The organism is Mycolicibacterium frederiksbergense (genome assembly GCF_012223425.1).
Classification (GTDB): Bacteria; Actinomycetota; Actinomycetes; order Mycobacteriales; family Mycobacteriaceae; genus Mycobacterium; species Mycobacterium frederiksbergense.
This window is the reverse complement of record NZ_CP038797.1, coordinates 205,282-230,987: the sequence shown is the minus strand read 5'-3', so window position 1 is coordinate 230,987 and position 25,706 is coordinate 205,282. Positions and strand designations below refer to the sequence as shown.

Sequence of the window (25,706 nt, the reverse complement as noted above, 5' to 3'; positions counted from 1 at the left end):
TCGCAGGAGCTCCCTATAGGCGATGGTCCGCAGCGGCTGCCGCTGCGGTGGGTGGTGATCGCGATATTGACTGCTGCCGCCGCCGTTGGCGGGTTGATGTGGGAAGGACCGGTTGCGGCTATCGCCAGCGCATGTGCAGTCGCCGTGGCTTTCCACCGTCTGATCGCATAGGGCAGAGCTAGGGCAGGTGAACCTCTGGCCGAGCGTCACCCTGCCCGGGGCCGCAGCACATCGCAGCCGCTTAAGTCGCAACACGCGGCGCGCCGCGTGGCCCACGACCGATGGTTCCGGGAGCCGGGGTGATCGACGCGGCCGCCGGCCGAAGCTGTCAATGGCAATCGAAATTGACTCCTCGCCGGCGAGTAGGAATTGACCCCGGGAGAGTCGCTCGGCCGGTGGGCGTCCGTGGCTGGTTTGATCGGCGAGTAAGTGGTACCGGTGGCGAGTCCCCGTTTCTGAGTCCACCCGTTTCTAGAGTCGGGTTGGTTTGATCCGTTCTCAGTTGATGCTGCAGGCCACCGGGGTGTGGGTACACCCGCAGGCCGCAGCGTACTCGGCCGGCGTGCGGTAGCCCAGGGCCGAGTGACGGTGTCGAGTGTTGTGCTCGTCCTTGAAGTCGCTGATGACCACGCGGGCCTCGAACAGGGTGGTCCAGTAGTTGCGGTTGAGGCACTCCTTCCTGAGTCTGTTGTTGAAGGATTCGATGTAGCCGTTGTCCCACGGGCAGCCCGGCGGGATGTAGACCATCCCGGTCTTGTGCTCGCAGAAACGTTGCAGCGCTTGGGAAACCATCTCCGGGCCATTGTCGAGCCGCAGTACCTTCGGCGGGCCGCCGTGGGCGGCGAACACCGCTTTCAGTTCCTCGACCAGGTGCTCGCCGGTGATGGAGCGCTCAACCAGGTTCAGCAGCGACTCGCGGGTGTGCTCGTCGATCATCGAGGCGATCTTGATGGCCTTACCGTCGACGGTGGAGTCGAACTGGAAGTCGATCGCCCACACCACCTTCGGCGCATCGGCGACGATCGGCGGCACCGAGGAAACGCCGGCCCGCTTACGGGGGCTGTGCACGCGCACCTGCAGACCCTCTTCACGCCACAGTCGGTGGATCTTCTTCTTGTTGACCTCACGGCGCTCGTCGTAGCGCAACGCCGCCCAGGCGCGCCGGAACCCATGGCACGGGTGTTTGGTGGCGTAGGCGCGCAGCCAAGCCCTCATTTCGGCGTCCGGATCGGTCGGGGTCTGTGCCAACGGCAGGCGACGGCAGGTGGAGCGGGCCAGCCCAACGGCCTTGCACGCCAACCGTTCCGACATGCCCAACGTATTGGCGAGCATCTCGACGGCGCGGCGCTTGGCAGCTGGGCTCAGAATTTTCCCTTAGCGACCTCCCGCAGGGCGTCTTTGACCAGCTCGGCTTCGGCGAGTAGCCGCTTAAGCCGGGCGTTCTGCTCGCGCAGCTCCTTGAGCTCCTTGGCGGCGTCGGTGTCCATCCCGCCGTAGGAACGGCGCCAGTTGTACAGCGTCGCCGGCGAGACCTCCAGCTCGCCGGCGATCTCCTCGCCGGTCTTGCCTTCTGCGGCCAGCTCATCTGCTCGGCGCAACTTGCGCACGATGTCTTCTGCGGAATTCCGCTTCCGACCAGCCATACGTTTCATCGTCCCTTCTCGCCCGACATGGGGCCACAGGACTCTAAAACTGGTTGGGCTCATTCAACGGGAACACGCCACCGGGTCGGAATCCACAGTGCTCGTCGCGCTGCGCGGCAACAGTGGATCGGGCAAATCGACCATTGCTCGGATGCTGCGGGAGCGCCACGGGTTGCCAACGTAGTGAAACCGATATCGATCAAGCCGAGGTCGGCACCTTGATCGTCGGCCAAGGCGGTGCTGCAGTGGTAGCGGCTCAAATCGGCACTTGAAGGTCATGCCGGCGTCGGCACCGAACTAATTGGCCGAAGGCTACTTTCGATGTGCGGGGCCGATCGCTCCTCGTTGAAATCGACTGTCTCGGAATACATTCCAAACTCGCACTGAATATCACTCGCTGACTATCGGTTTCCCCCGTCCACAGACCGTCCGCATCGGGACGCGACGGACAGCCATCTTAAGTTGAGAGTGCGTGGTGCGCAGCGTCTGCGAGTTCAGGGGCGCTGGCGTAGCGCTCATCGAGAGATTTGGCCATTCCGGCGGCGACTACTGAGTCGAACGCAGTGGGGACCTCAGGGTTGAATTCTGAGGGTTTTGGAGGCTGCGTGCTGAGGTGGCCAATCACTTGGCGTTCAAGACTGTCGCCGGTGAAAGGCCTGTTACCCGTCAGACATTCATGCAAGACGCAAGCGAGCGCGTAGACATCAACGCGGTGGTCGAGATTGTCGGATCCAGCAAGTCGTTCGGGCGCCATGTAGAAGAATGTGCCGACCGCGTGACCGGTTTGGGTGAGTGCGGTGTCGTTAGCGCTTCTTGCGATCCCGAAGTCGATGAGGTAGGCGAAGTCTCGTTGGCCGACGAGGATATTAGACGGCTTGACATCGCGATGTATGAGCCCGCTCTGGTGCGCGGCATCGAGTGCGCTGGCGATCTGATCGATGATTATCACCGAGCGTTTGGGGCTCAATGGGCCATCGGCAAGTATGGAAGCCAGATCTCGGCCCTCGACGAGTCGCATGTCAACGTAGAGTCGGCCGTTGATGGTGCCGAAATGATGAATTGGCAGGACATGCGGTTCTGTGAGACTGGCCGCTAGACGGGCTTCACGCTTGAAACGTTCTCGGAACGTTCGATCGTCGGTCAGGTGCGGAGGCAGTAGCTTGAGAGCCACAATGCGATTGGTATCGGTGTCGAATGCTTTCCAGACTTCTCCCATGCCGCCACGACCGATGACATCCAGGAGCTGGTAGCGGCCGAGCTCTGCGCTGACGGTCGCCTCTGAGGGGTGAAGAACCGCGGGTGCGGCCTGCGTGGGCGCAGAGGGACTAGATGGCAGTGAGTTGTGAGTCGACCGACCTTCTGCCACGGCTTGCGCTGGCGACGAGGCTTCAGCGGTTACATCCGGACGTTGGTGGGCGTCATCATGTCGGCGATGGCGTAGCCAGATGTAGACGCCCAACGCTGCGGCCAGGGTGCAGAGGATTGCGATCGCAATGATCAACGCGCCGCTGGTGGAGGAGCTATCTGACCTTGGATTCGATGGAGACGATTGCGTGGTATCCGACGGTGGTTTGAGGTAGGTGTCGACTATCTGGGTGTATTTGCCTGAGTCACGGACAGACCGCAGCCCGGCGTTGAAACGCGCGAGCAGGTCTTGATCGCGATCCTTGGCAACCGCGAATCCGTAGTCGGTCGGATCTTCGAGGGGTGTCACTGTTTTGAAGCCGTTGCCTTGCGCGATGCCGTACTGCAGGACGGGTGAATCCTCGAACAGTGCAGCCGTTCGGCCAAGACGAACGTCGTCGAACATCGCGGACGAATTGGGAAAGCCGACCACAGTGAATCCGTACTGAGTGGCGATTGACCGCGCGAAGTCCGCACCCTGAGTGCCGTCCTTGACTGCTACACGTCGATTGGCCAGATCCTGGTATTCGGTGATGTCGGTATTGCTGTTCGGGACCGCCATCTGCACGCCGGAAACGAAGTAGGGGTCAGAAAAGTCGAATACAGCCTTGCGTTCATCGGTGATAGAAAGTCCCGCAATCACTCCGTCCACTTGGTAGGCCTGCAGGGCTTGCAGCGAGGCGTCAAACCCGAGTGGCTTGATGTCAACGGTAAAGCCCTGGTCAGCGGCGATGGCCCTCATGAGATCCATGTCAATGCCGACATAGCTGCCAGAGCTGTCCTGGTACTCGAACGGCGCGAACGTGGTGTCTGTTGCGATGACGTAGTGGTCGCCGTCTTCGGATGCCGAGGAGATTGGTGACGCGATGACGAATATGCCCAGGATCCAGATCAGTGCCAGAGCTAGCGCCGATACCTGTCGCAGACTCTGCACATTCTGTCCGTCCGTCGTAGCCAGCCACCCAACAGCAAGCCAGGCTATCGGTCCCTCGCCAGTCCCAGTCAGTCTTACCGTGTTTCATTACCAGGCGGGTGAGCAATGATGCCGTTGGGCCGGCCGATGGCGGCACGGCATGCTTGGGAGTCCGCGCACCTGGTCGAGATGATGTGTCCAGTGCATGCTGTTGGCACTTGTCATGGGTTCAGTCCCAAGTTGAACGCCCGCCCCTCGGGGATCTGGTCCCCTGTCTTCGACCCGTCGTCGCGGTCGTTGCTTCTGCATGTTCAGGGCCTGCGCGCTGAACCGCTGGATTGCCGGCATAAGCGCGCGGCAAAGCAATGCAGCGAGGGAGTGGCCGTACGGCCAGTGCGGAGACGCGGAGTGAGCGCCCGCAATCCTGCACCACCGTACCGTTGCAACTTTTGCCACGCGGATGACCGAATCTGCTGCGTCATCTCCGTGACTAAACTGGGAAAACCGCAGGGAGGAGCTACGTCGCTTGCCATCCAGTTTGGCGATCGACACTGATATCCATTCGTTAGGCTAACGAACGGATAACTGGGGACGCGCTATCGGCGATAGCGGTTGGCTGAATCGCTACGAACTTCTCGCCGGCGCGACGACGGAAACCGGGCCCTGGGCCGGTACTTCACGGATAGAGGCGGCACACCCAGGCCGCTCCCTTTCCCAGAAGGACCACCACCATGGCGACATCCGCAACAGCCCGCTCGCGAGACCTCGACATCACCCCGGCCCTCGCCGCCGTGCGCACGTACTCGCGTGCGGTGAAGATCGCCTGCGACGAGCTGCACGACGACCCGTTCAACGCCGGTGCCCGCGCCGCGCTACTCAAACTGATCGTCGACGACAGCTCCGAAGCGGACGCCGCATTGACGCGTGCGCTCGCCGAGAATGGCGCCGGGATTGTGGGAGACTGATTTACCGTGACAGGTAAAATTCCCGCCAAAAGGAAACAGTTCGACGAGCTGGTCAAGCCTGTCGATCGGCAGAAACTCGCACAGCGAGCGATCACCATCCTGGGCGTCCTCGGCGGTGTATTCGCCATCCTCTCGATGCTCGCGAATCTGTGGCCAGAGTCCAACCAGGCTGATCCCACGCCGGGAAATTCCTACATCCCGTCCTCCACTTTGGTGACCGGATTCGCCCGCGACTACGTCACGACCTACCTCACCGCCCGGAGCGGCGACGAAGACAAGTTGGCGCGCTACGTCACGCTCAAAGACGTCAAGCTGCCGCCCATCGCCGGACAGTTCACCGACACCGAGGTCGCCTTCGCCAAGCAGGTCGCCACCACCGATGACGGCGTGGCGGTGTGGACGGTGACGATCTCCGGAGTCGTCAACGGAGACACCACAGCCTCACCTCAACGCACCTTCTACCGAGTGCCCATCACCGTGCTCGACAGCGCTCCGCGCGCGACTGCCCTGCCCATGCAGGTGGCCGGCCCGGGCGTCGGCGTCGACTTCCGGCTGGGCTATCGCCACACCGTTGCTCTCGACTCACCGTTGGGGACGACCGTCACCGGTTTCGTTCGCTCCTACCTCACCGGCGGAACGGACTTCCCTCGCTACGTCACCGCCGACTCCACCGAGAAGCCGATCCAACCGGCGCCCTACGCCAAGGTCGACACCCTCACCATCGCGGCGAACGTCGGGGGAGATGGAGCGGGTGCAGACACCGCCGAGGTCTACATCACCGTCGCGGCCCGAACCAAGAACTACACGCTGACCCAGCTGGCCTACCCGCTGACAGTGCGGTCGGTCGAAGGTCAATGGCAAGTCATCTCCATCGCCGCGGTTCCACTGCTGCAGACCCGACCCGACACCCCCCGCGAAGACAACGCCACCACGGCCACATCCACGACTCCGCCGCCACCGCCGACGCGCGGCTAACCCCCACCACCTGAAATCGAAAGGAACATCCCCATGACTGACATCCAGGTCCTCCTCCAGAACATCCAAGTCGTCGCCGTGGGCGTCTCCGGGACGCTGCTGATGCTTTGGGGCCTCTTCTACTTCTTCAAGAACTTGTTCGGTGAGGGCGGGCGCCAGCCCGTGAAGATCGCCATCGGTGCCGCGGTGATCGCTGGCGCGGCCGGCGTCTACTCGCTGATCCCGGCGTTGATTGACGCGGGCAGCAGCACCGGTGAGCAGATCGGCGGCGGCGGCGGATACTCGATGCCGGCCTTCAACGTGGTGCCGACCTCACCCGTGGTCGACAACAGCGCCCTGGCAGCCGCATGAATGGGATCCGCTGGGTTCGGGTCGCCACCGGTGGCAGACGCTTCCGCACCTACGTGGGCCGGCTCCCCGGCGGCCGCAGGATCCCCGGAGGCGCGCGTCCGATCGAACAGATCGTCGGCTTCACTGCCGTCCTGGTCGCCACGATCTTCGCCACCCGGCTCCTACCGTTCAACGCGATCGCCACGTTCGGCACCGGCATCTTCCTGGCTTGCGCGGTCACCGCGGCCCTGAGCCTGATCAAGTACGACGGCATTCCCGTCCTCGGGAAGACGGCTCGACTTGCGAGCCTGATCGCCGACCGCAAGCCGACCGTCCTCGCCCGCGAGGAGCTGGGCCGCCAAGCGGAGTCCAACCCCCACGCCTTCGTCATCGACGACACCGCCGTCAACGCCAGCTGAAACTGCCCCGCCACAACGCACACAGCCGAGAGCGCACCCGTGAAACTGAGACAGCCGACCGCAGCCCGACGCCACCACCTCCAGTGGACCCACCATGGAGGCGTCTACGCCACCTACTTCGTCGAGGCGCTCGACTACGGACTGCGCCAGCCAGAGGACAAGGCCGGCGTCGCCGACGCACACGAATCACTCATCGTGAACTGCCCCGAGAACACAGTGCTGCTCAGCCTGCAAGCGCCGCTCGATCTGGTCGACGTCATGAACCGCTCACTGGACAACGTCGACCTCCAGCGCACCCCGGACTACATCAAAGAGACCTTGGCCGGGTACCGGCGCATCGCCGAGATCGCTCCGCTGACGCGGGTCTACACGATCACGTTCCCCATCAACAAGAGCCCGCTCAAGGGTGAACCGTCCCCCCGCGAAGTCGCCACACAACTCGCAGCCGCCGAAGCACTTCTCGCCGTTGTCGACCCCGAATCCAACTTCAAACTCGAGCCCGTCCCCGAGGGCCTACTGCCCTTCATCTGGAACCACAACCTGATGCGCGGCTCCGCACTGGAACACGCCCCACACAACCCTGCCAACGCCTCGCCGAGCACCACCCCGGTCGCCACCAACTTCCACCCGGGCGTCATTGACGAAGGCGCGCGCACCGAGAAGTCCTTTCGGCGCAGCTTCGACCCCATGCTCAAAGCCATGGTCCGGCTCGATGACGGACACGTCATCAACAGCTACCAGGCGATGCTGACCCCGCTGTCCTTCCCCCCGGCGATGGCCTTCCCCGGCCACTCCGAATTCCTGTCGGTGCTCGACGGGATCCCCGATGTCAGCGTCGACTGGGCGATGCGGGTACGCCGCCGCGACCGCGAGTCCGCCATGCAGCTCAACGAGAAGGTCCTCGCCAAGCTCGGTATCCAGCTCGGGGAACGCGACACCGACGTCGGCTTCCACACCCAGGAACTGCGACGCAAGGTCGACACCCTGGCCGCCTACAACGAGAGCCTTGCCGCCGACGAGAACGCCGAAGAAGTCGAGTTCACCACGGTGCTCGCCGTCGGCGCACCCACCGAGGCCGACCTCACGCGCAGCGTCGGGACCCTCAAAGCCAAGTTCCGGCGCCTCGGCATCCGCCTCGACGCCCCGCGCGGCGGGCAGCGCCGGATGTGGATGATGTTCAACCCGGGCGCCCCCGCCGACACCGTCTACACCGACTATCAGCACGTCATGTCGACACCCGATTGGGCTGGCTTCGTCCCCTTCACCACCGCCCGCCTGCTCGACGACACCGGCCCGGTCATCGGCGTCAACCTGCTCTCCGGGCTCTTCGAGCCGCTGCACTTCAACTTCCTCAACAAGGTGCTCTCCGACATCAGCCCCGCCATCGCGATCGCCGGCGAGCTGGGCTCCGGGAAGAGCTACTTCACCAAGACCCTCATCAGCATCATCGCCGACCTGCTGGGTCAGTTCCTCGTCATCGACCGATCGCAGGGAGGGGAGTACGTCGCGCTCCTGGAGTCCATTCCCGGCTCGGTTCTGATCAGCCTCGACGTCCCGGAGTTCACCCTGGATCCGTTGCGGATCTTCGCCGACCCGCACCGCGCCCGCAGCATCACCCTCGACACAATCCTTCCGCTGCTCAACATCCCGGTGGTCTCCGCAGCCGGTGTCCTGCTGGCCGAAGCGCTCCAACCGGAGAACCGCGTGAAGAACAATCTGCGCTCGCTGGCCGATGTCCGCGACTACCTCGCCCACAACGCCGAGCGCGGCCACGGCCGCGACGCCGACGACCAACACGCCCTCGTGCGCGCCATGGACGCAGTGGAAGCCCCCGTGCTGTTCGATCGGTCCCTGCCCCCCATGCCGGTGACAGCCACCGCCACCGTGGTCCGCACCCACACCCTGGCCCTGCCGACTGTCGACGAACTGACCATGAGCCACGCCTACGCGAACCTGCCATGGCGCAAGCGACTCGGTCACACGCTCTACGAGCTGGTCGGCCTGCTCGCCCGCGAACAGTTCCTCAAGCCCGGCCGGTTCGGAGCACTGGTGGTCGACGAGGCCTACCACTTCACTGCCACCACCGTCGGTAAGCAGATCGTCGAGGAGTTCGTCCGTGATGGAAGAAAGCACTCGGCCGGCATCATCTTGGCTTCCCACGACCCGAAGGCCGACTACGTCACCGCGGCACACAACCTGATTCCCAACCGCTTCGGGTTTCGCCAGCGCAACCCCCAGATCGCCGCCAACACCCTGGAGTGGCTCGGCGTCGACATCGAACGCGACGCCTACCTGATCAAACAGCTCCGCGAGAACACCTCACCGCCCACAGGCCGCAACGAAACCGTCGCCCCCAACCGCCGCGGCGAGTGCTTCATCGCCGACGGCCGCGGCCGAATCGGCCGGGGAAAGATCTTCGGCCCCGCCCGTGAAGACCGCGCCCTCGCGGTGTCCACCACACCCCAGCAGGTGAGGAACTAGTGCTCACCGCTGCCTTCTTCCGGCCTGGCTGGGACCCTGCCATGCCGGCCCTCGGCCAGCTGTTCGCGCGTGGCTGGGCGCTGTCCAACGCCACGACACTGCGCCGCTACACCGTGTTGCCGGTCTACCTGCAGCTGTGCTTGTGCCTGGTGGCGCTCGTCTTCCCCGCCGAAGCCCATGCCGCGATCGGCCCGCAAAGCCCCCTGCTCTACGTGCTCGGTGTCACCGACTCCTACGGCGTCCCGCTGTCGCTCTACGCCATCTCCACCGACTACGGATCCATCCTCGACGGAGGCTCACAGGCTGTCCTGGCGACCCTGTTCGAAGCCGAAGCTGGACTCTTCGTCGCCATCGGCGGTGTAGCCATCTTCTTCTTGATGTACATCCTGAGCTTCGGGTTCTTACCCGACCTCGTCCAACCGGTGGCGGTGGTGGCCCAGGACTACGCCGGCCAAATCCTGCCGGGCGTCGCCGCGATCGCCGCCGTCATCGCCGCCACGTTCATCGCCGTCAACATCCTGCGCGGCAACATGCCACGAGCCGCATCCCAGGCTGCTGCGGCCGTCGTGATCGCACTGATCGGGGGAGCACTCGTCTCCTCACCCATCACCTGGGTGATATCCAATGACGGGCCGCTGGCAGTGGGCCGCGATGCCGCCGTGGGGATCGGCTCCAACTCGGTGGCCGGCAAGGCCCAAACCGCCGACACCCTCGACCGCTTGGAGGGCACGCTGGCAACCTCGTTTGTGCGCCGCCCCCTGCAGACCTGGAACTTCGCCGGTCAACCCGACAACACGCCCAGCTGCGCGGCCGCCTGGAGCGCCGGGGTCAACTCCGGTGACCCCGACAACATCAAGGACGGAATCGCCGCCTGCGGCGCCCCCGATTCCGCGACGATGAAGGCCGCCGCTGACAACCCCACACCCGGGCAGCTGGGGACCGGGTTCCTCATGGTGATGTTCATCGGAATCTTCGCCCTGTTCTGCATCGTCCTCGGGTTCCATATCGTCGCCGAGTTCTTCCGCGCCGTAGCCAACGCCTTCAAGCTGCTCTGGGGGTTCGCCGTCGGCGTCATCCCCGGAGGACCCCAAGCATCACTGGTCAACACATTCGTCGCCGTCTTGTTCTCCGGCGTCGCCATGTTCGGCTACATCACCATGACCATCTTCGTCGGCGAGATCGTGACGGTGGTCTTCCGCCAGCAGCGCAACGGAGTCGTCGCGATGTTCTCCGTTCTGGTGCTGATGGTGATCGCCATCCAGGGCGTCTTCAAGCTCTCCAAGAAGCTCAAGGATTCCAGCGCGAACGTCGCCGCCGGCGTCCTCAACAGCGCCGGCGCCGCCCCACCACCACCGCCCCAGACCGCCAACATCTGGCAAGACAAGGCTGGCGGATTCCTGCGGGACAGCACCGTGGTCGCCCTGGGGCTGGGCGCCACAGCCGCCGGCGGCGCCCTGGCCGCACGATCACCGTCGGCAACCCACGCCCTGCACGCTGTCGCCCCGTTCATGCGAGGCGGACGCACCTCCATGGTGCGACACCTCGATCGCGGCGCCGACCTCTATGAACGCGAGCAGGACCGCCTGGAACGCGAAAGGCAAAGAGCGGAAAGGGAAGAGGCCAAACAGCGCGCGAAAGAGGAGAAGGCGGCCACCATGGGGCAATCCCCGGCCGCCGGGGATCAGAGCGCGCCACCCACGATGGGCAGCACCGTTGTGCCGCCGACCGACCCATCCGCGTCCGGCTCCACCCCTCCCTCTGCTCCGGCTCAGCGCAACGGCTCCGCCCCACCGACATCGACGTTCAGCGCCGCGCCCTCCCACGAGGCCCCTGCACCAGCTCGGCCCCCGCTGACCAACGACGACCTGCGGCCCAAGGGGTCAACCCCGTCATCGCCGGGCTACAACTCACCACCGGCTGGGGCGCACTCCGGTGTCGTCGACCCGCTCAACGCGCCGCCTCCAGCACCAAGAACCGGGTCAGCGGCACCACTTCCACAACCGAATACGCCTGCGACCAGCATCGATGACACGTCCCCGTCGCCGGACCCGCCCAACCCCGGGCCCGCCGGCGGCAACGCCGCGCCGCCGTCGCCCTTCGAGCAGGAACCCGGCCACACACCGTCCCCGCCGCCACCAGCGACACCTCCCAAGACCGGGCCGGGGCGCCCGCTGCCACCGGCATCCGATCGGCCCGATGAACAGGGCAAATCATGAGCGAACCCACCCCCGACCCGCCTCGCCGATCCGCCCTGCGCAGCCTGACGAATGCCGCAGCGGTTCAAGTCATTCGCAAGGCCGCGGTCTCTGCCGGAACCGCCGTCGTCGGCGCCGTCGGATGGCCCGTCATTCTCTCGGTGGCCGCGGCCGCGGCGCTGCTGGTCCTCATCCTGGTAATCACGGCAATCACGGCGCTGAGCCGAATGTCTGACCAGCGGGGCGACTTCAGCTACCAGTGCGAATCGCGTTTGGGCTACTCCGTGGGCAACACCGCAGCACTGGCAGTGGTGCCCCGACTGGCCACCTCTGTTCCCTACGGCCAGGCGCCGGCCACGACCTGGGAGACAACGGAGCTGCAGCCGGCGACCACCACACCCCCGACCACCACCAGCACCACATCACCGTCGACGACAGCACCACCCACCACCACGACCAGCGCAAATGGCACGTCCCCGGCAAATCCATACGCCACGCTGACCGCGCCGGCCACCGCCGACGCCAAGACCGCCGCATGCGCCGACGCCGTACGCGCCGGAGACGTCGTCGGACCACCCCTGACCACGCCTGGAACCGAGATCGGCCAGCAAGCCGCCGTCCTGGCCAACAACCAGGTCGGCCTGCTGACAACCGAGGCCGACGGAAGTACCGCCGGGCCCACGAATAACGCGTTTTCCGCAGCTAACTTGGTCAGATACGCCTACTACCAGGCCACAGGGGGAGAGGTCACCTTGCCGACGGACGTCGCAGACCAGATCGACGAAGGCGATCGCGTGGACCCCTCCGCGATCAGCCCCGGCGATCTCGTCTTCTTCAACTTCACCCCCACCCAGGGGCCCACCGCCGTCATGATCGCCATCACCGCCACCCTTGGCATCGACGCCACCACGCTCAACGAACCCATCGCCGTCGGTGTTCTGCCCACCGGCAACGTCATCGTCAAACGGCCACACACACGCGCCGGACAGGAGGTGCCCACACCGTGACCGAGGACCAACTCGCCGACACCGCGGCCCCGCCGCTGCCACCGGGCATCGGCACGTCCCCCGACACCGGCAACCGCGACAATCAGCGCCGGCCGATCCTGCCGATCACCCCGCGCCTGCCCGGCAACCCCGCCGCCCCACCACCGCAGCAACAGTCAGCGCCAGCACAGACGCCGGCTCCCGCCCAACCGGCCGCCACCCCAGCAGCTCCCGCAGGAACAACGGCACCGGCCGCCGCGCCCGCGGGGACAACCACCCCGGCCGCCGCAGCGCCCGCGGCCGCCGGAGGCCCCGCCCCGGCCACAGACCCCGCCTCCGGCGAGGCCGGCCACGACCACGACCAGGGCGGCGAGGACGCTGCTGCTTCCCCCGAAGCGCCCACCGACGAAGCCGCCGCCAAGTCCCCCATCAGCCCCGAAGACGCGATGGGCATGCTCTCCGGGCTGGCCGAACCGCTGGCCGGCATTCCGTCCGCGCTCATGGGGATCGGATCCGGCCTGCTCGCCCCCTTCGGCCAGATCCTCAACCAGTTCGGACAAGGCAACCCGGCCATGCCGTCCTCCAGTGGCTTCCCGCAAGGGGTGCTCGATCGCCTCGGCTCCACCGACGCCAGCACCGGCATCGCCGGCTTCGCAGGGGACGCCTATCAATCCGACGTGGACAAGCAGGCGAACCAGGCCCGCGCCATGGACAACCTGGAACGCAAACTCCGTACCTCACTGGAGGATTCGGCGGCCAACTCCACGCTGGGCCGCGACAAGATCGAGCAGATCATCAACCAGGTCAAGACGGCCTTGCAGGCTATGGGCCCGATCGCCAGCACGCCCATGGGCCAGCTCGGCGTGCTGACCACCATCGCTCAAGGGCTTCAGCAAGCAGGTGCGGTGCTGACCGACGCCGTCGGCAAGGACGCGCTCAACGCCGACACCGTCAAGACGATGTCGGCCGATTACATCAAAGACCTCAACGCTGCGGGCCCCGACAGCCAAGAGCAACAGAACCTTCTGGCAGCCGGAGGGCCGAAGGCGTGGGCCATAAAAGCGTTGGCCGCCAACGGAATCACCGACCCTCGCGCCGTCGCGAACTGGCTACCCGGGCTCATGACCATGGGGGAGCGCGAATCGGGTAACAATCCTCGCGCGGTGAACGGCTGGGACTCCAACGCCGCGAAGGGCACCCCGTCGATGGGATGGATGCAGACCATCCGGCCCACCTTCGAGGGCCACTGGCGACCCGGAACGTCACGTGACATTTTCGACCCGGTGTCCAACGCCGCCGCGGCGATCCACTACATGATGTCGCGGTACTCAGTTTCCGCCGACGGGTCAGATCTGATGCAGAAAGTGCAACAGGCCAACCCCTACGCCGCTGCGAAGGGATACTGACGTGGCCAAAACCGAGACACAGCAACAGAATCCCGGCCTGGTCGCCATCATCGTCGTACCCGTGGTCCTGGGCGCACTCTGGATCAGCGGCGCGGCCACCGCCACCTCCTGGGCGCTGCGCCACGGCTACTTCTCCACCCGCCCCGCGTTCGGCCTACCCGGAGCCCCCGGCGGCGCCGGCCCCACCGTGCTGACCATCACCGCCCTCCTGGCGGTCGCGCTCGGCATCGCCGCCGCGGTGCTGGTGGGTGTCCGGATGGCAGCACCGGTCCAGCACGACCCCGACGACCGCCGCCCCGTCCCACCGGTAGCAGCCCCAGTCCTGGCCGCCACAGCCCTCACCGGGGGACTGCTGATCCTGGTGCTGATCCCGTTCATACCGGACCTCATCGCCGCGGCCGCCGGGATCATCGCCGCCTACGCTCTGGCCGACCTGCTCACCGAAAAGCTGCGCGAACGCCGCGAACGGGCCCGCTACCTCAACGAAATCGAATGGGCGCTCTACCCATACCTCGGCTACGACGAACTGCCGCGCCGCCGCGTCGTCTCCATCACCGAGTGGGACGAGGAAGTCGAAGGCCAACCCGAGAAGCCCAAGACGCTGCTGCTGGCCTACCGCGGCCGGCGCGAAGAACTCAAGCCTGAACTGAGCCGCAGACTCGACGACGCCGTCGGCTCGCACTACACCCTGTCCTACGCCACGACAGACCAGCTCATCACCGCCAGCTTGGCCAGCGTCAACACCGAATCCCCCACGGTTCGCGGACTGCGAGAACAGATCTCCAGCACCGAACTGTTCGCCTCCGGCGCCACGGTCACCGACCTGCAGTACAGCGAGAGTGGCGACATCGTGCGATTCACCGTGCACCACCAGATCGGCGCCAAACTCTCTGGCACGGATCGGATCCGCTCCATCGCCCGCAAGATCAGCGATCTCCTGCCCGGCCGCTGGCGCGCCACCCGCTGCGACCACTTGGCGGGCACCGCCGTCTTCGAGATCCGCCCCGAACTGCCCACCAAGGTCTACCCGCCCGTTCTTCCCGCCGTCACCACCGTCGAAGAAGCCTGCGCCACATACGATCACGCCGCCATCCCGCTTGCAGTCGATGAGGAAGGCAACGTCATCGAGTGGAACCTCAAGGTCAACCCACACATGCTGCTCATGGGACCCACCGGCACAGGTAAGACCGCCACGATCCACAACGCCATCGTCCAGGCCGCCCGGCTCGGGGTTCGCATCTTCATCATCGACTTCAAGGGCGGTGAGTTCACCAGCTACCGCAACTACCCGAACGTCGTGGCAGTGCTCACCGAACCGCATGAGGCAATCGCGTTGGTGAACACCATCTACAAGGAGATGCAGGCCCGCTACAACCTGTACAAACGCGACCGCCGTGCACTGGCCAGCAAAGAGCCATTCATGATCATCTTCGACGAGTACACCGAATTCCAGGAAGCGATCAAGAACTTCTACGCCAACCACAAGGAAAAGAAGGGCGCCAGGGACTGCCCCACGCTGCGGCAGTTCTCCTCACTGCTGCGCCTCGGCCGCACCAGCCGCTTCCACTGTGTGGCCGCCCTTCAGCGCGCCGACGCCGACTTCCTCAAGGGCGAAGCCAAGGACAACTTCACCCAGCGCCTGTCGCTGGGCAAGCTGTCCACCCAGGCAGCGATGATGATCCACAACGACGCCAACGCCGGGCGCACCGTCCCCATCGGCGTGCGCGGCCGCGGCACCTCCCTCAATAGCGCGGGATGGCCCACCGAAGTCCAAGCGTTCTACGTCCCCGACCCCTCAGACCCTGCCGACGACGACGAACGCCAGATCCTCGACGAGCTGCGCCCGCCAACCTCGCTGTACGAGCGAGGCATCGTCATGCCGCCCGATTGGGATCCCAACGACGGCGTCGAGGACTTCACCGAATACCTGAGCCTGCCCCTGCTCAAGGCCGCCGACTACCCGCAGTTCGACCCGCACGCAGCCGACTACGCACCACCTGGATGGCTGGACTTCCATGACCGCGGCGTCGAGTCCATCTTCGGCACCGCCCCTGGCGGCCCCCGCCCCGTCACCCCGACATCAGCACAGGAACTCGTCTCCACCTACGACCAGCCCGACGGCGAGATCCGCCGCGTCGAAATCGTCGACCTCGACGTCGGCGACTACCTGTGCCACCCGGAGACCGGCGACTGGGCAATCCTCGACGAAGAACCTGGCCCCGGGGAAACCCCAGACACCACGGTGCTCATCCTGCGCGACCTCTACAACGGTGAACGAGAAGAGACCGAGGTATCCAGCGACGCACTCGTCGAGGTCCGCGACCTGGCCGAAACCCATCTGGCGGCCATATGACGACCCCGGCCGACCTCGGCGAATCCAACCCTCAACAAAACCCGCGTTGACGTGGGAATAACGACCAAGTATCGCCAATAATGGAAACATCACGGAAGGAGCCTCCACCGGTGGCCAAGAAGAATGACTTCACCAAGCGCGCCAACGAGTTCTTGTCGACGCGCCTGGGACCGGTCCAACGCCTCGGCGAGCTGCTCGACACCAAAGCCGAGAAGGAGGCCGAACTCCTAGACATCGAGGCCAGCATCGAGAAAGCGGTCCTGGAGTGCATCGAGGCTGGCTGGAAGCCCGCGGAACTGACCAACCTCGGCGTCCCCCGGACCGCGATCCCACGCCGCCAGCCCCGCAACGCGGCCCTCGAACCACGCACCCCCGACAACGACCCCAAGACCAACAGCAGCGACGGTGAAGGCAACGGCGCCGAAGGCGGTTCTGCACCGGAGCCCTCGCTGTAGATGACGACAGGCGGCGCAACGCGTGACGAGATCACGGCAATCCTCAACCAACTCCGGGGACTCCTCGGAGAGGGCACGCCCGTGACTGCGCCGCTGCCGTCGACCATCCCCGCAGACATCGAACAGCGACTGCAGACCCTGCCCAACGGCCTCGGCGACTTCATCGAAAACATGGTGACCTCCCGCAAGAGTCAAGCCGAGATCAGCGCCGCCTTGGCAGAAGTCGACCCGTCCCTAGTCCCTGTCGTCGACGAGTCAGCCACCAATGTCACCGCCGGACGCGAAGACATCGACAACACCACCAACCAGTACGTCAACCGTGACGACGCTCTGGCCCCGGTCGAGAACACCCCGATGGGTGCGATGGCATCGCTGCAGAACAAGGCCGACGCCCTCGCCGGCGGCACCAGCGCCGTGCGCACCCAGATGCCGCCGGCAGACATGCGCCGCGTGCTCGTCGACCAGCTCGCCCAGAAGTACTACCAGCAGGCCAAAGCCGCAGCATCCGGCATGGGCGGCGCCATGGGAGGTGGGTCCGGCGGCGGCATGGGTGGCGGCTCCGGCGGCGGCGGGGGCGGCAGCCCGCTCAGCGCGCTGTCCGGGCTGGCTTCGGCCCCGGCAAGCATGATGTCGGGACTCTCCGGCGGCAAGGGCGGAAAAGGTGAACCCGGGACCCTTCTGGCGGCCCGCGCCACACCTGAGGGTGCCTTGCCGCCAGGAGCTGCCCCGGAAAAGGGTCTGCAGCGCAACACGATCCTGCTGGCCCGCGCTATCAGCGCGGCCTTCCCGGAAATCAAGGACATCGGCGGATATCGCCAAGACTCGTTGAAATGGCACCCCAACGGTTTGGCGATCGACGTGATGATCCCGAACTACAGCAGCGCCGAGGGTAAGGCGCTGGGGGACCGCGTGCTGTCCTTCGCCATGCAGCACGCCTCGAAATACGGCCTCGACCATGCGATCTGGCGGCAGACGATGTACACCCAAGGCTCATCGCCGCGGCCGATGGAAGACCGCCGGGGCGACACCCAGAACCACTACGACCACGTCCACATCGCCACCAGCGGCGGCGGCTACCCGTCAGGGCAAGACACCTATGCCCTGTAACACACGGCCCCCCAACAACTCCCACGACGACTGCTCCATCACACCCGGAGGTAAGAGGACACCATGACTGGCAACAAGTTCGACGGGCAGACAACGTGGGAGCCGACCGACGGGTTCCGCTTCACCCCGAACGGCGGCTGGGAGGTCCCAGGTCAAGACTTCGTCATCGACAAAGAAGACCTCTACTGGACCACCAACCTGACCGATGCCCAAGCTGCCTACGGCGACCCCAACATCCGGTACAACACAGATGACAACGGGGAAGATCGCTACCTCGTCTTCGGCGACGGCACGCGGGTGCCCGCAGACGGCACTCTGGCCTACCGCGACAGCGCGAGCAACCAGAACTGGATCAACAACGGCGACGGCACCTTCACCAAAGCCGACCAGAACTTTCAACCGACCGGACAACCTTTCGCCCCGGCGGGCTACCGAAGAATGGCTGACGGCAAGTACGCACCGATCGATGCGCGCGGCACCCAGGTCGGTGCGCTGAATCCGCAGCCGGCCAACTTCCCGGGCAGCCCCGGCTGGCATGAGGCAGGTGGCGTGGCCACCCCGTTGAACACCAACGGTGACTACTACGAAATCGACCCCGCCACAGGACAGAACAAGTACTTCGACAAGACCGGCCAGCCGATCAGCAAGGAGAAGTACTTCGCGGGGACGCCCTTCCCGACGCCGGGTCAAGCTCCGGGACAGCCGCACGCCCCAGGCGCTGACGCACCGCTGCAGAGCACCCAGGTGAGCGTGCCCGATGGCATGACGGTGCCGGAGTACCCCGAGTGGGCGACCGAGGTCGACCCCGACGTGCCCAATCAGATGACCGGTGTCGTCGTCCGGCTCTACGAACTGTTCGGCAGCGGGTCACCCGCCACCAGCGAGTTGCCGGAATTCCCGTTCAGCACCGACACCGGCGAGAAGTCCGGCATCGACCAGTACGACACCGTCAAGGGCGACTTCAAGCGCATCGAGGCGCAATTCGATTCCGCGGCAAAGGCATTCAAAGATGCAGTGCAGACCTCCGCCAACGTCACCCAAGCCGGCCGCGATGCGATAAACAATGCGATCGCCACGTTCAACACCACCGCGAAGTCACTCGACGAAGGCGACTGGGACGGGCTGTTGCAGGCCGAGTCAACCTTGCTCGACACCGTGAAGTCCAAAGTCGAAAGTGCGGCCAACACACAGCAGAACCTGCCGTCAAACCCCGCAGGCGGACCCGGATCACCAATGACACCTCCCGCTCCGGGGTCGGCGATGCCACCGGCAGACGCCTCGCTGGCAGCCCCGCCCGCCGACGAGACCAAAGACCTCAAGGACCTCCTCGGAGGCATGGGTGGATCACCGTTCGGTGGTGGAATGCCCATGGGAGGCAACCCCTTGGGCGCTCTGGGCGGGATGAACCCGCTGGGTGGCGGTGGCGGCAGCCCGATGGGGGGTGGCGGGAACCCGTTGTCGTCCCTGTCCGATGCGGTGAAGCCGCTATCCAAGCTGTCCGACACCGACGGCAAGGGCGAGGACAAGAAGCCGGCGATCACCCCCCTGAACCCCGGACCGCAGAACGCACCGCCGCCACCGGCGACCAGCCCCGCCGGTGCGCCCGCGGATCCGAACGCAGTGGCGGCTGGCACCCCGGGCCAGCCCGGCTCAGCCAAGGAACCCGCAGCCACCCCGGCGGGCAACTCGACGACGACCGGCGCCAAGCCAACCGTGACGCTGCCCGACGGCAAGGTCATCGAGGCACCGAACGAGCAGGCCGCCGAGGCGGCCCAGAACGCCATCGACAACGCGTCGCCAGGCGGCGACGCGGCGCAGAAGGCCTACAGCCCCACCGGACTGGACCTACCTGGCGACGGGAAGAACCTGGGCGCCAAAGTCGATCCCTCCGATATGCAACCCGGGGACGTGCTGAAGTGGCAGGACAAGACCATGGTTGCGGTCGCCCCAGGGCTCGTCGCCGACCCCAACGAGCCCGGCGTCACGCACACCCTGGCCGAGGTCTTCAAAGACCAGAAGGGATTCGAAGGCGTCTTCCGTCCCACCGAGACCGACCCGACGCTGTCCACGCACACCTCGGCGCCGCCGCTGACCGACCCGCAGGCCCCGCCGACACCGCCCGGACAGCCGACACCCCCACCGGCTGCCGACAACGACGGCACGCCGCCGGCTCCGACACCGCCCAGCCCACCGCCGACGTCCGTGCCGGCCGAGCCAGCACCGGACAGCGTTCCGCTGTCCGGGCCCGGCCCAGCGGGCGCACCCGCCCCGCAGGCCCCTGCGCCGCAGCCCAGTGCCACCGTGCCCCAGCCCGCGCCGCCCTCACCGTTCGAGGACGACGCACCGCCGCCCGCGGCGCGCTCCACCAAGAGCGAACGCATCGCAGCGGGGCTGGAATAGCCACGCGATGACCACCGCACATCCCACCAGGAAGGCCTAGGACATGACGACATTCGACATCGCCGATCTGGTCGACATCGGACCAGACCAACTCGGTCCATCGAACTACCAGGAGCTGGTGCCGGGAGTGTGGATCCCCGACCCCGGTGCCAATGAGTTGAAACCCGGCATCGTCAACGACGACAATGTCCGGATGCCGCTGTACGCCAGCGACATCCAGGTGCGCCCACCGGGTGAACTTGGCCCCCAGGGCATGATGGAACTCGGCCGTGACACCGGTGTGTGGATCCCGCACCCACGCTCCAACGAAATGCGCCCCGGCGCCTACGCCCCGCCGGCGGGGGAGAAGCCCGTACAGATCCAGGACGTCCGCTTCCCCGGCGACGGCCGTGCCGTCCCACCCGGCTACGTCCCCCTCGGCGACTCCGGGGTGTGGATCCCCGGCCCTGAGACTGTGGCCAAATCGGCACGACCGGCCAGCGACACAACCACCGACCCCGAAGCTGATCAACGCGGCGGCACAGGCAACGACGTGTTTCACGTCAACTACCGCCAACTCGAAGGCCTGGCCAACAACCACGACCAGCAGGCCGAGCAGGTAGCGCAGTGGGCCAACGCCGAGCAAGACTTCGCCGATCGGTTCCTGGCAACTCACGGCAAGATCGCCTACGCCACCTACCTGAACGTGAAGAAATTCAACGACAGCCGCCAAGCAGAGGCGGGCGCCTACGCCCAGCGCAACGGTGACACCGCGGTGGGCCTACGCACCTCGATCGAGTCGACCCAATCCACCGACGAATCCTCGGCCGCGGCCTTCCGCCCGCCCACCACCCAGGTCTAATGCCTTCAAGAAGGATGTGAATGACGATGTCTGACAACAACGACTGGTTCGAGGGACCCGGCTGGCAAGACGACTGGGAACCCATCGACCCCGGTGGCGCGGCGGCCGGCCCCGGCGCGATCGGCCCGGTCCCCGCCCAGCTGATCAGCAACACCAGCGCCCCCGGTGACTGGCACTGGGAGATCGGCGATGACGGGCTGATGAACTATGTCCAGGAACTCGACCCCATTGAAGGCGCGGGTCCCGGCCCCGGCGTGGGCGGCGGCTTGGCCCCGATCAGCAACACCACCGGCCCCGGAGGCGGCCCAGGCGGGACGGGAGCACCCTTCCAGGTCAACTACGCCGAACTGGAAAAGTTCGCCAAGGAGCACGACCTGAACGCCCAAGAGATCGCCGAATGGGCCTCCGGTGACCCCGACTTCCCCGAGCGCTACCTGGCCACCCACGGCAAGGTGAACTACGGGACCTACCTCAAGATCCGCGAGTTCATGGCCAGCAAGCAGATCGCCGGGACGACGTTCGCCGAGCACAACGTCCAGACCTCCACAGCGCTGCGCGCCTCGATCGCCTCCACCAAGGCCACCGAAGAGATCAACGCCGCAGCCTTCATCCCTCCGAAAATCGTGTAGGAATCAACCATGGCCGTCATCCACCCCGATGTGAGAAACACACTGCTGTACGCAGATGCGGTCCACGACCATCTCCTCAGCACTATCGAGAAGATGAGAGCGCTGGCTGCAGAAGGCATTTCAGAGGACAAAGACATCGCCGTCAAGGTCGACATGAACGGCCAACTCGCAGACCTGTGGCTCAAGCCGGGGATTCTCGATCGCAAGACTGCAGCCGAGATCGCCAAGGAGATCACCCGACTCGTCACCACCGCCGGACAACAGAACGCCGATCAGGTCGCCGAACTCTTCCGGACCGCGCACGAACTCCCAGACTTCGACGCCCTAGTGGCAGCCCAGGGGAGCGGCGATACCACTGAACCCGTGCCAGAAACACAGGCAGATAGGCTGCGAGTATGAGCGAGTCAACAGCTGGGTTGAAGGATCTCGCCACTCGATTACATGGGATCACGGTCCGTGTATCTGAAGACACTGCAAGGGTGGAGGACCTGCTCCGCAACGAGACAGATTCCGACCAGATCGTCCACTATGTCGAAGACTGGAAGCGTCTCAGGGAAGCCTCGGAAGCGATCGCCACCGACGCGGCCACCGTGGACTCCAAACTGCATCTCGAGGAGGTCGCCCAGCACCTTCGCAATTCCGTCGTGCAGATGGAATCCATTGCCGTAGAGCAGTCCTCCGCCGACGGGGAGATAGCCGTCAAAGTAGACCTGTGTGGACAGCTCATTGATCTCCGGCTCGAACCCGGAATTCTTGCTCGCAGAACCGCCGCCGAGATCGCCGGGGAGATCACCCGCTTGGTGACAACGGCGGGTCAGGAAGCGACCAAGCAGGCCGAGGACGTCCTTCGCGGCGCCAGCCGGATCCCGGAGTTCGAACCCGTGGCAACCAAGGCAATTGGGGGCCTTGCGGCGCCCGGATCAGCCCGTCAATCTCGATAGACTCACTCGTGTGAACGAGCAAGCAGCCAAGCTGACCCGGTGGCTGCTTGCTGGAAACGGGGCACTGAAGAACGTCGCACAATTGCTGACGGAGGACTTCGGCCCCACCGGCGTGGTGGCCGCCGCCATCGATGCCGCGACGATCACCGCCTACCCCGTCGATCCCGGGGCACAGCCTCAGGGGCAAGAGTGGACGTCGGCCCCCGAGGGGTGGTCCCACCCGCTGCGTTCCAGCTTGCTGCCCAGTAGCACATCAGCGTCGCACCACGTGGTCGTCGGCATCACCTCGCGCAACCAAGTTCTCGTGGTGAACCTCGCCGCAGCCGACTACTTGGGCATCGAAGGTGACAACCCGATCCTGATGATGCGGTCCTGGCTGATCCAGGTTCTGTCCAAGACCCCAACCGCCGAAGTCGCGGTCACCGATCCGGCCCTGGCTATGGCCGGCGCCGAGCGTCTGGCACTGATCGGGGACCCGGGCGCGGCCACGGCGGGCACATCGCTGATCTTGAGCACCCACCACACCAGTGCCCCCGCCGCAGGGCAGCCGCATCCCATCACGGTGTCCTCGCAGGCGGCCGACGCGGCCAACGTCGTCCTGTGCAACGAGACCGTCGCCGGCATCTACCTGGCCAACCGGTACTGGCCGGTCTGGCGTCGGATGGAAATCGCCGACGAACGGTGGGAGCACCTCAAGACGGTGCTGGTATCTGCGCCGGAGCCCCCCACGCGGCAGGTCCTCCTGCACGCAGAACAAGGAGGACCCGCGCTCGCCGACGCAGATCGCTCCGTCCAGGTACTCGGCCGCCCGGGCCCGTCCGTCTCGCCGCAGTCACTCGACGAGCACCAGCACGAGCTGCCGCCCTGGGCGTCCCTGACCAGCGACAATGACACGTCCCTCGGGTCAGTGCCGACACCGTCGCCAACTGCAGCGTCCGACAGCCACAACGCCACGACCAGCGACAATGACACGTCCCCCGACGTCGCGGCCGACGCCCCGGAGACTGCCGGCGCCCAGGATCTCGAACCGGTTGCCGAAGGCAGCCTCGAACCGGCGGCGCCTCCGGCTATCAGCGGTGGCGGCGTTCCTGCCAGCGGAAATGACACGTCCCCTGCGGTGGAGGTCGGCGAGCCCGCCGCGGCCGCGGTCCAGCCGGGTCCGCCGGCGACCCTCGTCACGCCACCACTGCCGGCTCCCGGTGGTGCGGCCGACGACGTCGACGCCGCCGCCGGCACCGAGGATGTCGATGCCGTTGCCGAAGCAACCAACCCCAGCGTCCTCGAACCGGCGGCGCCTCCAGCTGCCAACAGCATCGACCTTCCTACCAGCGGAAATGACGCGTCCCCTGCGGTGGAGGTCGACGAGCCCGCCGCGGCCGCGGTCCAGCCGGGTCCGCCGGCGCCCTCCGTCACGCCACCACTGCTGACCCCGGGCATTCCCGCATCACTGGTCGCCACCGCCGAAGACCACGACACCGGCGCCGAAAACACCCCGCTGCTTCCCGGCCGGCCCGCCGAAGAACCCACCGAGCCCGGCCTCTACGTGCTCGGCCCGGTGTACGCGCTGGGCGTCGACCCCGAGACCAACGAGCCCACCCGGCACTCAGCGGTCACCCGCCAAGGAGTCCGCAAGCCGGTCAAAGCGCTGATGGCGGTGGCCACCTCCAACGGCGTCACCTCCAACGAGTGGGGCGAGACCATCCTCCAAGTCACCCCGCAGAATCGCCGGCAGTTGCGCACCCAGATCCGCAAGATGATGGGCGGCCACGACCCCATCCGCAGCGACTTGCGCGGACTCCTCGTCGTCGACATGTTCTGCGACTGGAAAGAATTCAACCGACTCGTCGGCAAAGCCCCCGAAAGCGCCACCACGGAGGCCCTGTCCGCCGCGGTGAACCTCATCCGCGGCAGACCGTTCGAGGACGTCCCCGAAGAGGAGTACTCCTGGCGCTCCGTGGAGCTGCTCAAAGACGAACTCATCGACCTTTGCAGCACCGCCGCGGCCGAATTGGCCCAGCGCCAACACGCCACCGGTGCCCGCGCGGCGGCCTACCAGACAGCGCGACTGGGCCTTCGCGTTTACGCACAACGCGAAGACCTCTGGCTGATCGCCGCCGAGTCCGTGGCCGACCACGACCGCAAAGAACTGATCTGGGATCTCAAGCACGCGATCCCCGTCCCCACACACCCCCAGCTGCGCCAGCTGCTCTCCGCCGCCCGCGCTTCCTAAACCCAACCGCCACACCAAGGAGACCCGATGACATCAGCACCCGACTCCCCGCGGCTTCAGCTCCCCGACCGCTACGAGGTCTTCAACCGCAACCGCACCATCGGCGTCTCCACCGCCCCCGGCGGCGCAGTCACCGGCCTCTTCCTGCACGAGAACGTCCGAAAAGGCAACGAACGTAACCTGGTTCGCGAGATCCTGGCCGTAGCCGGCGTCGCCTCGATGCGTGGCCGCCTGGGCGTGCGCGAACGCATGGAAGCCAACGCCGCAGCCAACGGCACCACCGTGCCACCCTCAGCCTACGAAGTGCTGCCCGACGCCCCCACCGCCGAGCAGTACGAACAGTACAAACGCGAAACCTTGAAGTACTGACATGCGCCGCCTACTGACAGTCCTGGCCGCGGTGACGCTGGCCGTCATCACCGCGCTGAGCGCCGCGGCGCCAGCCGCCGCGCTGGCCATCACCGCCGGCTTCATGATCACCAGCGGCGGACGTTGGTGCACAGTGAGTTTCCCGGACCCCAAGATGCCCAACATCGTCTACACGGCCGGCCACTGCTACAAGAACGGCATCACCGAAGTCAGCCTCGGCAACATCCAGATCGGCCAGTTCATACCCGAGATCCACGACCCCACCACCGACCTGATCGCCATCCGCCTGTACTCAAACATCCCCAGCGAGTACAGCCTGATGTCCCGCGAGCCACTCCTGGATCCCTGGGTGCCCAACGAAGGATCTAAGGTCTGTAAATACGGGGCGACGACCCAAGAGACTTGCGGCACAGTACTTTCCGTCGACGAGACCAAGTTCGCCGTCCAAATGCCAGCCGATCACGGCGACAGCGGAGCGCCGATCTACGAGCGCCTCAAGCCCGGCAGCAAGGGCGTCCACGTCGTCGGCACCGTCATCTCCGAAGACCCTCGCCGACCCGGCGTCATCTACTGCTCCACCATCGGCGCCATCAACCTCTTCCTGTCGAAAACCTGGGGCACCGACTGGGACATGAGCTGAACCGGTATCAGAGGTCGAGGCTGT

At 65.8% G+C, this 25,706-nt stretch carries 21 protein-coding genes; 19 read left to right on the top strand and 2 right to left on the bottom strand.

The genetic code is table 11. From position 1 onward, the window contains the following. Positions 1-498: 498 nt before the first annotated feature. Both EXE63_RS01235 and EXE63_RS32670 read right to left on the bottom strand, forming a co-directional pair. A protein-coding gene (locus tag EXE63_RS01235; RefSeq protein ID WP_168140476.1) for an IS3 family transposase occupies positions 499-1,643 on the bottom strand; the annotation gives its coding sequence in 2 pieces (ribosomal slippage) (positions 499-1,376 and positions 1,376-1,643; 1,146 coding nt in all). Positions 1,644-2,100: 457 nt separating this feature from the next. Beyond that, positions 2,101-3,981, bottom strand: coding sequence for a protein kinase domain-containing protein (locus EXE63_RS32670; RefSeq protein ID WP_234904110.1), 1,881 nt, complete (start codon positions 3,979-3,981; stop codon positions 2,101-2,103). 710 nt (positions 3,982-4,691) lie between these two features. On the opposite strand from EXE63_RS32670, the gene EXE63_RS01220 reads away from it, so the two are divergent. From EXE63_RS01220 to EXE63_RS01130, 19 genes are all read left to right on the top strand, one after another. Continuing rightward, entirely contained in the window at positions 4,692-4,925 is a 234-nt protein-coding gene (locus EXE63_RS01220; RefSeq protein WP_168140475.1) for a hypothetical protein, read from the top strand. Between the two features lie 6 nt (positions 4,926-4,931). After that, positions 4,932-5,900, top strand: a complete 969-nt coding sequence (locus EXE63_RS01215) for a conjugal transfer protein (RefSeq protein WP_168140474.1) — start codon at positions 4,932-4,934, stop codon at positions 5,898-5,900. A gap of 33 nt (positions 5,901-5,933) precedes the next feature. Further along, complete coding sequence (locus tag EXE63_RS01210; RefSeq protein ID WP_168140473.1) at positions 5,934-6,251, top strand: hypothetical protein; 318 nt, start codon at positions 5,934-5,936, stop codon at positions 6,249-6,251. Continuing rightward, complete coding sequence (locus EXE63_RS01205) at positions 6,248-6,649, top strand: hypothetical protein (RefSeq protein WP_168140472.1); 402 nt, start codon at positions 6,248-6,250, stop codon at positions 6,647-6,649. The genes EXE63_RS01210 and EXE63_RS01205 overlap by 4 nt, the downstream gene beginning before the upstream one ends. A gap of 39 nt (positions 6,650-6,688) precedes the next feature. Beyond that, the gene (locus tag EXE63_RS01200; protein ID WP_168140471.1) at positions 6,689-9,130 is read left to right on the top strand and encodes an ATP-binding protein; all 2,442 of its coding nucleotides are present in this window, start codon (positions 6,689-6,691) and stop codon (positions 9,128-9,130) included. Further along, positions 9,130-11,346, top strand: coding sequence for a hypothetical protein (locus EXE63_RS01195; RefSeq protein WP_168140470.1), 2,217 nt, complete (start codon positions 9,130-9,132; stop codon positions 11,344-11,346). The genes EXE63_RS01200 and EXE63_RS01195 overlap by 1 nt, the downstream gene beginning before the upstream one ends. Further along, positions 11,343-12,332 carry an NlpC/P60 family protein gene (locus EXE63_RS33205; RefSeq protein ID WP_168140469.1) on the top strand — a complete coding sequence of 330 codons (990 nt, stop codon included), beginning with the start codon at positions 11,343-11,345 and terminating at the stop codon, positions 12,330-12,332. Before EXE63_RS01195 ends, EXE63_RS33205 begins: the two co-directional genes overlap by 4 nt. Further along, positions 12,329-13,717, top strand: coding sequence for a DUF4226 domain-containing protein (locus EXE63_RS01185; RefSeq protein ID WP_168140468.1), 1,389 nt, complete (start codon positions 12,329-12,331; stop codon positions 13,715-13,717). The genes EXE63_RS33205 and EXE63_RS01185 overlap by 4 nt, the downstream gene beginning before the upstream one ends. A gap of 1 nt (position 13,718) precedes the next feature. Then, a complete protein-coding gene (locus tag EXE63_RS01180; protein WP_168140467.1) occupies positions 13,719-16,070 on the top strand; it encodes an FtsK/SpoIIIE domain-containing protein in 2,352 nt (783 codons plus the stop codon). Between the two features lie 110 nt (positions 16,071-16,180). Then, positions 16,181-16,525, top strand: coding sequence for a hypothetical protein (locus EXE63_RS01175; RefSeq protein ID WP_168140466.1), 345 nt, complete (start codon positions 16,181-16,183; stop codon positions 16,523-16,525). 81 nt (positions 16,526-16,606) lie between these two features. Further along, positions 16,607-17,632, top strand: a complete 1,026-nt coding sequence (locus EXE63_RS01170) for a VldE C-terminal domain-containing protein (protein ID WP_168140465.1) — start codon at positions 16,607-16,609, stop codon at positions 17,630-17,632. Between the two features lie 63 nt (positions 17,633-17,695). After that, positions 17,696-20,032 carry a hypothetical protein gene (locus EXE63_RS01165; protein WP_168140464.1) on the top strand — a complete coding sequence of 779 codons (2,337 nt, stop codon included), beginning with the start codon at positions 17,696-17,698 and terminating at the stop codon, positions 20,030-20,032. A 43-nt stretch (positions 20,033-20,075) separates the two neighbouring features. Beyond that, complete coding sequence (locus tag EXE63_RS01160; protein WP_168140463.1) at positions 20,076-20,873, top strand: type VII secretion target; 798 nt, start codon at positions 20,076-20,078, stop codon at positions 20,871-20,873. A 26-nt stretch (positions 20,874-20,899) separates the two neighbouring features. Further along, positions 20,900-21,502 carry a hypothetical protein gene (locus EXE63_RS01155; protein WP_168140462.1) on the top strand — a complete coding sequence of 201 codons (603 nt, stop codon included), beginning with the start codon at positions 20,900-20,902 and terminating at the stop codon, positions 21,500-21,502. Between the two features lie 9 nt (positions 21,503-21,511). After that, positions 21,512-21,901: a YbaB/EbfC family nucleoid-associated protein gene (locus EXE63_RS01150; RefSeq protein ID WP_168140461.1), complete on the top strand. Its 390-nt coding sequence runs from the start codon at positions 21,512-21,514 to the stop codon at positions 21,899-21,901. A gap of 80 nt (positions 21,902-21,981) precedes the next feature. Then, positions 21,982-22,443: a YbaB/EbfC family nucleoid-associated protein gene (locus EXE63_RS01145; RefSeq protein WP_168140460.1), complete on the top strand. Its 462-nt coding sequence runs from the start codon at positions 21,982-21,984 to the stop codon at positions 22,441-22,443. Positions 22,444-22,453: 10 nt separating this feature from the next. Then, positions 22,454-24,673, top strand: a complete 2,220-nt coding sequence (locus tag EXE63_RS01140) for a bacterial transcriptional activator domain-containing protein (protein WP_168140459.1) — start codon at positions 22,454-22,456, stop codon at positions 24,671-24,673. A 27-nt stretch (positions 24,674-24,700) separates the two neighbouring features. Further along, entirely contained in the window at positions 24,701-25,042 is a 342-nt protein-coding gene (locus tag EXE63_RS01135) for a hypothetical protein (RefSeq protein ID WP_083741673.1), read from the top strand. A gap of 1 nt (position 25,043) precedes the next feature. Beyond that, positions 25,044-25,682, top strand: coding sequence for a chymotrypsin family serine protease (locus EXE63_RS01130; protein WP_168140458.1), 639 nt, complete (start codon positions 25,044-25,046; stop codon positions 25,680-25,682). Positions 25,683-25,706: the final 24 nt, after the last annotated feature.